Below are 5,179 nucleotides of genomic sequence, written 5' to 3' on the forward strand. Positions count from 1 at the left end.
TGCTACTTCCGGGCGCTGCAGATCGGCGATGCGTCGCAGGTGGCGCCGGTCGACAAACTGAGCCTGGTGCTGGTCGCGGTGTTCGCGTTCGCCTTCCTCGGCGAGCGGCCGAGCCTGCGCGAATGGGCCGGCATCGCGATGGTGGCGGGTGGGGTGCTGGTGCTGGCGATCAAGCGCTGAAATGCGATCCCGAGGCGCATCACCTGACCACCTTGCTCATTGGGTCAGGTGATCGAACACGGCTTCCACCATCAGCGCGAAAGGCACGCTGTGCGAGCCGTGAATCTGTTCGCCATGAGCCAGGATGAGGATTCACGAGCTTCGAAATGAATGCCTTCTTCGTTGACCTATCGGGTGGTTCTCACTGCGCCAACCTCTTGATCAACCGATACATGAACTCCCGCCCGTCGTACAACTGCTGCACGCCGATGTGCTCGTTCAAGCCATGCACCCCCGTGTTGAGCGGATCGGCGAACAGGCCCGACACGCCATACATCGGGATGCCCACTTCACGAAAGTGACGGCTGTCGGTGGTGGACACGCCCATCGTCGGGATCACCGGCACGCCGGGCCACAGCTCGGCGCTCACCGCCTCAATGGGGCCGATCACGTCGGGCCGCAGCGGCGAAGCGGGCGCCGTCGCTTCACCCTCGCGTGTCAGCGTCACCTTCAGCTTGGGGCCGGCGATCTCGGTGAGCTTGCGGGTGACGAAGCCCAGATCCTCGTCGGGCAGCATCCGGCAGTTGACGCTGGCCTTGGCGCTCTGCGCCAGCGCGTTGGGTGCGTGGCCGGCGTTCAGCATCGTGGCCACGCACGTGGTGCGCAGCAGCCCGACGATGCTCGACACCTTCGACAGGCGGTCGATGGCATCGGGGGCCGGGCTGGCCTTGGCCATCTCCCGCATGTCGCTGGCCATCTGGCCGGACTGCAGCGCCGCACTGCGCTCGAAGTAGAGGCGAGCCGCATCGTTCAGCCGCACCGGGAACTGGTACTGCCGCAGCCGCGTCAGCGCCTCCGCCAGGTCGTAGATGGTGTTGTCCACCGTCGGCCGCGCGCTGTGTCCGCCGGGGCCGGTCGCCTCGAACTCGGCCTGCACGTAGGTCTTCTCGGCGATCTGCACGATGTGCGAAAGCGGCTTGCCGTCCTTCAGTTCGCCGCGCCCGCCCTCGTTGATGCCGAACTCCGCCTCCACCCATGCGCGCCGGTTCTTCAGCAGCCAGCTGGCCCCGTTGGCGGGGGTGTCGCCTTTCTCCTCGTCGGCCGTGAGCGCCAGGACGATGTCGCGGTTCGGCGCGAAGCCTTCTTTCTTCAACTGCCCCAGCACCGAGACGAAGATCGACGCCATCGCCTTGTCGTCGATGCTGCCGCGGGCGGTGAAGGTGCCGTCCTTCTCCTGCAGCTTGAAGGGGTCCGTCTTCCAGTCGCTGCGCTTGGCCTCGACCACGTCGACGTGGGCCAGCAGCAGCAGGGGCTTCTTCGCACCGCTGCCCTTGTAGCGCGCCACCAGGTTGYCCTTGCGCGGGAAGGGCGTGATCACCTCCACCTCGGCGGCCGTGAAGCCGGCGTCGAGCAGGCGCTTGTGCATGGCCTGCGCCGCCACGGTGGTGTCGCCCTCCGAATCCGTGGTGTTGATCTCGACCAGCTCCTGGTAGATGGAGCGGAACAGTTGCTGCTGCGCCGTCAGGTCCGCCGCATCGGCCTGCGCGGCAAACAGCGCCAGCGCTGCGGCAAAGGGCAGGGCAGCTCGCTTCATCCGCATGGCTTGTCCGTACATCGGGTTCACTCCTTGTCGGTCACTTGATGCGGCCATCATGCCTTCATCGCCGCGACGAGCCAGTCCAGCTGGCCACGGACGCGCGCGGAGGTGAGGTGGTCGAGGTAGTCGCGCGAGCTCACGATCTGGCCGTCGCGCACCCGGATCACGAAGATGCCGGGAATCGAGAACGGCTCATCCGCGCCCTCCACGGTCCCCTGGTACTCGAACTCGGCGATGATGACTTCGGGGTCCTTGGTCTCGTGGATGACGATGTTGGTCGCCTTGCGGTTCAGCCGCGGGCTGGCATCGTTGGGCCGGAAGTGTTCGCGCAGCTCGTCCCGGGTGCGCAGGGCGGGGGCGCGAAGCGGGTGAAACGGGTGCACGACGTCGGTCTGCTCGGCATAAAGGTCGGGCAACTCATCCCAGCGGCCCTCCGCGACGCCGTTGACCAATGCGAGGAACACTTCTTTCGGGGTGAGGGGCGGGGGCATTCGATTCTCCGTTTTGTTCACCATGATGTCGAAATCGCCGGCAGTCGCGCATCGCGGAGGTGAAACTGCGGAGTTCGCGATGCCGTGGTGTGCAGCCTGCTCGGCGGCTGGAGAACTGGTGCAATGGTTGAGCGGTAGGCGCATGCAGCGCCGGAGGCGCCGCTCTGCAATTGGACGCGTTCTTTGGCTACGCCGGAGATCGGGGCTCCTGGCAAACAACGCCAAGCCCTTGATCGTATTGGTAGGCCGTGCTGGGCTCGAACCAGCGACCAAAGGATTATGAGACGGCTGCCGCTCCCGCTCACCCCCGGCCACGGGGCACGCGCACTATACGAGACGGGAGCGGCGGGGTGTCTTGCCACCCTGAAGGGGCATTGGCGTAGCTACGCTTCGGCTACGCACAAGGCGGCCCGCAATCCGCTCATCGCAGCATCACTCGTCATGAGTGGCATCAGGGGATCGGCCGCGTGCCGCGGCAGGTGGGATAGCCCGTGCACCCCCAGAACTCGCCGCCGGCATTTGCGCCGCGTTTTGCGGTACGCCGCGCCATTGGTTTGGCACAGACTGGACACGTCAACGCCTGAAGCGGTTCTGCAATAGCTGGCACGGCTGGCTTCACAGCTGGTCGCGTCGTCGAACGAGTGACCTCGGCTTTTGCGTCTCGAAGGAGTCGGTGGAGCTTCGGCCCATCGATCAGGGTCACGTTGCGACCACTTGCGAAGTCGACGGCAGCGTCGGTGAACTGGCCTGACGTCACAACGAACCCGCCGGCGGCCCCCTTCGCAGCCATCACACCGTACAGCTCGCGGACCACGTCCACGCCCACCTTGAAGGCACGCCACTGCTTGCACTGCACGAGAAACTTCTCGCTGGCGGCATCGCGGGATCTCCTTAGCACAAGGTCGACACCACCATCGGCGCCGCCGCCAGTTTCGMCAACTTGGTAGCCCTGCAAYCGGAAGCCTTCRCCYACCARCATCTCGAAYTCGCGCCARCTCATGCSATCCAGCGCGTCGCTCGCCTCGCTTTGCACGGCAGCATTCACAAGGCCGTTTCGCTCCTTGCGCCGCCAAGCCGACATGCCCGCCCCCGCCATACAGAGAATTGGCAGTACGTATTGGCCGACGGTCGCGATGGTCTTCCACAGGGTGTGGGTGACCATCGCTCCAATTTGCGCCGGTACGGCTGCGGGGGCGACCGTCTGCGATGCGACACCATGAAGCAGCAGGTAGCTGGCTACCGACAACACAATGYCCGCCCACCACGGCAACATCGCAACGAGGTCCATTACGTCCTCGGCTGGGCTCGTGTTTCTGCGTTTTGCCATGTCCGCCTCCCCTCCATTCTTTTCCGGTGTTGTAGCAGGTGCGAGACAGGACGGCGATGCGCCACGCTGTAGCACTGACGCCTCACGTGCGGAGGTACACACCTTGTGTCGATTCCGACGGCTCTGCAGCGGCTGCGGTCGGTCGCCTCGAGCTATCGACAGGCCGCTTGCTGCCTCAATGCGGACGCTGCGGCGTTCTGGAGGTAGCCGGACGATCGGTCAAGCGACGCGGCCCCCGCGGGCGCGCTTCAACGCGCCGCGCTGCCAGTGGAACTGTGTGGTGTTGAACGTCCGCTGTGCGCCTTCGCGAACTGGCGCAATCGACCCAAAGGAGCCGACCGAGACTTCAACCAGCCCGCTCCGAACCGAGCGTTGGCGGAACGACGGAGGCGAGCGGTGGCCTCCGCTCCTTTTCAGCTGCCCGCTTTCTGCTCAAAGGCAATGGAGGGGCCATCACTCGCTTCCATCGCTTGCGGGCCTGTCTTAGCCGCTCCGCAAATCCCTCGGCGTCCAGTCGTTCTCCGGCCCACAGCATGCCTTGCTTGGCATCCTCTGACAGTTCGTCACGCAGTGCTTTTAACAAGGGCCGCAGTGGAAGCGCGCAGTTTGCGGCCGAGATGGAGGTTCGAAACCAGCGAAGCCAGCGCTCGGCGAGCGCTTGTCACCCCGTGAATCTGCGCGGAATCCTCCTCCCGCCAGCCTTTCACTTCCAGCCAGGCATTTCCTCCAACGTGAGGACCATTGGTCCGTTGTACAGCGACGGCAGAGTGGCGCGGTTGCGCTGGTCGTCAATGAAGTCCGGCCAAAGCATCTGATAGACCCACTTCGGTTGCTGGCGCAGGAGATCGACGGTGGTGGCGAACTGATTCTCGCCTATGGCGATCGGCTTGCCGTCAGCGACACGCAGCATCGTGGAGTAGCTGTTGGTGACATAGCCCAGTTCATAGATGTCCAGCGACGCGATGTCGAAGTAGTCTGATCCAGGGTTGTATTGATCGATGTCGGTGGTGAACAGTGGGTTCTTGATGTCTTGCACATTCCAAACCCAGATGATGTTGTCCAGAGCCTTCGACTTTGCCAAGTAGTCATGCGTCATGCGATAGAGCGCCGCACTGCCGAATGTCCCCTTGTGACAGGACCACCAGAACTTGCACATGTTCATCTCGTGGAAGGGGCGGAAGAGCACCACCACACCAGCATCCTTCAACTGCTGGAAGTAGCCGGCCAATGTGTCGAGCCGACCTAGCCACGCGTTGTTCAAACTGGTTCCAGGCGTCAAGAGTTCCTTGAACTGGTCGTCGGTGAAATGCACCGGGTGCTTGTCGCCGATGTCGTCCCACGTGCAGTACTCGTTCTGCGTCGGCGCGCAAGCGTGATACATCAACCCAACGAGGGCGCCCTTGGCGAACTGTCGCTTCGCCTCGGCCACCATGTTGCCGCGGTTCCCAACCGCGCCTCCGAATCCGAAATCGGCGCCCCAGAACGATCCAACCTTGCCGGTGATCGCATTGATTCGGTTCGTATCGCTGGTGGGCGAGCCAGTATTCTTGTTCTCTACTCCCACCAGCGTCTGTTGCCCAGATATGTCCCGCAGGAAGTCAAGCA

Annotated in this window: 5 protein-coding genes; 1 reads left to right on the forward strand and 4 read right to left on the reverse strand. The window is 63.8% G+C overall.

Annotated elements, in window-relative coordinates:
• The coding region (locus AC1D15_RS17060) for an EamA family transporter (protein ID WP_477826902.1) at positions 1-180 on the forward strand (180 nt) is incomplete at its 5' end.
• Between the two features lie 181 nt (positions 181-361).
• On the opposite strand, the gene AC1D15_RS17065 is transcribed toward AC1D15_RS17060, so the two are convergent.
• From AC1D15_RS17065 to AC1D15_RS17080, 4 genes are all read right to left on the reverse strand, one after another.
• Positions 362-1,774 (reverse strand): M20/M25/M40 family metallo-hydrolase, encoded by a 1,413-nt coding sequence (locus AC1D15_RS17065; RefSeq protein WP_477826903.1) that lies wholly within the window; start codon positions 1,772-1,774, stop codon positions 362-364.
• Between the two features lie 35 nt (positions 1,775-1,809).
• Positions 1,810-2,247 carry a nuclear transport factor 2 family protein gene (locus tag AC1D15_RS17070; RefSeq protein ID WP_465112914.1) on the reverse strand — a complete coding sequence of 146 codons (438 nt, stop codon included), beginning with the start codon at positions 2,245-2,247 and terminating at the stop codon, positions 1,810-1,812.
• 451 nt (positions 2,248-2,698) lie between these two features.
• On the reverse strand, positions 2,699-3,574 hold the full coding sequence (locus AC1D15_RS17075) for a restriction endonuclease (RefSeq protein WP_477826904.1): 876 nt from the start codon (positions 3,572-3,574) through the stop codon (positions 2,699-2,701).
• 703 nt (positions 3,575-4,277) lie between these two features.
• Positions 4,278-5,179 (reverse strand): glycoside hydrolase family 26 protein (locus tag AC1D15_RS17080; protein ID WP_477826905.1); only part of this gene is annotated, 902 nt, incomplete at its 5' end.

Source organism: Rhizobacter sp. P2_H2, assembly GCF_056403375.1.

Excerpts from the sequence above, each read along its gene's own strand:
- AC1D15_RS17070 (WP_465112914.1), bottom strand. The coding sequence starts at position 2,247 with ATGCCCCCGCCCCTCACCCCGAAAGAAGTGTTCCTCGCATTGGTCAAC.